This window comes from Streptomyces sp. NBRC 110611 (assembly GCF_001590865.1).
Taxonomy (GTDB): Bacteria; Actinomycetota; Actinomycetes; order Streptomycetales; family Streptomycetaceae; genus Streptomyces.
Map to the genome: position 1 here is coordinate 1 of NZ_BBUY01000068.1, position 2,131 is coordinate 2,131.

At 72.1% G+C, this 2,131-nt stretch carries 1 protein-coding gene; it reads left to right on the forward strand.

All coding sequences use genetic code 11. The features are described 5' to 3' along the window. On the forward strand, positions 1-2,131 hold a 2,131-nt coding region (locus AZE13_RS33320; RefSeq protein ID WP_147264831.1), incomplete at both ends, for a condensation domain-containing protein.

The window sequence follows — 2,131 nt, forward strand, 5'->3', positions numbered from 1 at the left end:
AGGCCGAGCTGCTGGGCAACGCGTACGTGGCCCCGCGCGACGCGACCGAGCAGGCGCTCGCCGAGGTCTGGTCGCAGGTGCTGGGCGTGGCACGGGTCGGCGTGCACGACAACTTCTTCGAGCTGGGCGGCGACTCGATCATCTCCATCCAGATGGCGTCCCGTACGGGCCGGGCGCTGGGCGTCCAGGTCTCGCCGCGGGCGCTCTTCGAGGCGCCCACGGTCGCCGAACTGGCCGCGTACCTCGCGCCGGAGCACGGGCAGGAGCAGGGGCAGGAGCAGAAGCAGCAACAGACCGCGCCGGTGATCCAGCCCGTGCCGCGGGACGGCGCGCTGCCGATGTCCTTCGGCCAGCAGCGGCTGTGGTTCCTGGAGGACTTCAACCCGGGCGGTACGGACTACCACTCCGCCGCCGGACTGCGGCTGACCGGCGCCCTGGACGCCGCCGCGCTGCGGGCCGCGGTCACCGGCCTCATGGACCGCCACGAGGCGCTGCGCACCACCTTCGACATCGTCGACGGCCGGGGCGTACAGGTGGTCCACGACGCCATGGAGCCCGAGTGGACGGCCGCCGATCTCACCGATCTCACCGACGCCGACGCGCGTGCGGAGCGGCTGCGCGAGCTGGTCCGCGCGGACGTGGCGCGCCCGTACGACCTGAAGACCGGCCCGCTGGTGCGGGTACTGCTGGTCAGGCTGGCCGCCGACGACCATGTGTGCGTCCTGGGGATGCACCACATCGTCACCGACGGCTGGTCGATGGGCGTGGTCTCCCACGAGCTGGGCGAGCTGTACGCGGCCCACGTCCAGGGCCGTAGCGCGCGGCTGCCCGAAGTCGCCGTCCAGTACCCGGACTTCGCGGCCTGGCAGCGGGCCCGCCTGGAGGACGGCGGCCTGCTGGAGCAGCAGCTCGACTGGTGGCGGGAGCGCCTGGCGGGCGTGGCGCCGCTGGAGCTGCCCACCGACCGGTCCCGCCCGACGGTGCGCACCAGCGTGGGCGCGGTGTACGGCTTCGAGGTCCCCGAGGCGACCGTCACCGGCCTCAAGAGCCTGGCCGGCGGACAGGGCGCCACGCTCTTCATGGCGCTGACGGCGGCTGTCAAGGCGGTCTTCGCCCGCTACACGGGCCAGGAGGACATCGCCGTCGGCACGGCCTCCTCCGGTCGTGGCCAGGGCGACCTGGAAGGGCTGGTCGGCTTCCTGGTCAACACGGTCGTCCTGCGCTCGCAGGTCGATCCGCAGGCGTCCTTCCGTACGCTGTTGGGCCAGGTCAGGCAGACCGTCCTGGAGGCCTTCGGCCACGAGGACGTGCCGTTCGAGCGCCTCGTCGAGGCCATGGACCTGGAGCGTGACACCAGCCGTACGCCGCTGATCCAGGCGATGGTCGTGCTGCAGAACGCCCCCGCGATCGATCTGTCGCTCGGTGACGTGACGGCCAGTGACTACCCACTGGAGCGGGAGACCGCGCTGTTCGACCTCACCATCGAGTTCGAGGAGCACAACGGCGGGCTGCGCGCCCTGATCGAGTACAGCGCCGAGCTGTTCGACGAGACCACCATCGCCCGCCTGGGCGACCACCTCAACATGTTGCTGGCCGCCTCCGTGGCGGACGCGGACCGCGCGCTGGCCGAGCTGCCGATGCTGACCGACGCGGAGGTGGAGCAGGTTGTCCGTGAGTTCAATGCGACGGGTGGTGTGGCGCCTGAGGCGGGCTGCATCCACGAGCGGGTGGCTGAGCGGGCGGCGCTGACGCCGGACGCGCTCGCCGTCACGTACGGCGACCAGTCCTTGACCTACCGGGAGCTGGACGAGCGGGCCAACCAGCTCGCCCACTGCCTCGGCGATGTGGGTGCCACTCCGGAAGCGCTGATCGGCCTGTCGGTGGAGCGCAGCACCGAGATGGTCGTCGCGCTGCTGGGCATCATGAAGGCGGGTGCGGCGTACGTGCCGCTGGACCCGGCGTACCCGGCGGACCGGCTGGCGTACATGCTCCAGGACTCCGGGGCGAAGCTGCTGGTCACCCACCGCGGCCTGCAGGACGGGCAGCCGGCGGAGGGGGTGACCGTCATCGACCTGGACCGGGAGCGCGAGCGCATCGCGCAGCTGCCGGTCACCGCGCCCGAGGTGGCCGT